Consider the following 773-nt stretch of genomic DNA (forward strand, 5'->3'; position numbering starts at 1 on the left):
AGTAAGTCAGCACAACTTGCGGAACTGGTTAATTTTTTGTTAATTTTATTAACTTTGAATAGACGGTTATTTGTGGCTAGTCACCACAGAAAAACGCAGCTCTCTTACTTTACTTGAAATTGGCCTCAGCAAGCAGGCAACGAACACGGGTTCCTTGCCTTGAACTGCATGATTTCGTTTCAAGTTAGTTGAATGATGTAACGGCCACACACCATGTTGTTAGTCGCTACAGAAGTACAAATATCTTCGTCTATTTCAGATGCAATGAACTCACCGATTGCTCACAGGGAGTACTTGCTAACTCATTGAGCATTATGCTTTTTGATGTCGCATTTAGGTTGAAAAACCAACACGAGCATTCGGCTGAATACAACAATAAAAAAGGATTTTTGATGTTAGCAAAACCCATAGTACGTTGGCTTTTACCCTTCGTTGTCGTCGGCGGATCTTACGCTGGATATGCCGCGATTGCAGCGACAGCACCGGAGAAAGAGTCAACAAAAGAAACCATAACCGAACCCACAGTTCGAGCCTCTTCTCTTTTTCCTACTGACCATAAAGTCGTGATTACCAGCCATGGCGAATTGGTTCCATTCGAAAAAACACACCTTTCTGCTCAAGTCAGCGGTGAAGTGATCAGTTGGCACCCTAATTTTGTAACCGGTGGCATCGTGAAGCGTGGGGAAGTGCTATTCACGATAGAAAGCGATAATTATGAAGCGGCCGTACTTCAAGCTGAAGCGGGTCTGGCTAGTGCTCGTGCATCGTTAATG

The 773-nt window shown here is 43.7% G+C and carries 1 protein-coding gene; it reads left to right on the forward strand.

Translation table 11 applies throughout. The annotated features are described in order from the left end of the window. Positions 1–392: 392 nt before the first annotated feature. The coding region (locus tag R8O11_RS26925; protein ID WP_318194837.1) for a biotin/lipoyl-binding protein at positions 393–773 on the forward strand (381 nt) is incomplete at its 3' end.

This window comes from Vibrio sp. 1288, from assembly GCF_033344475.1.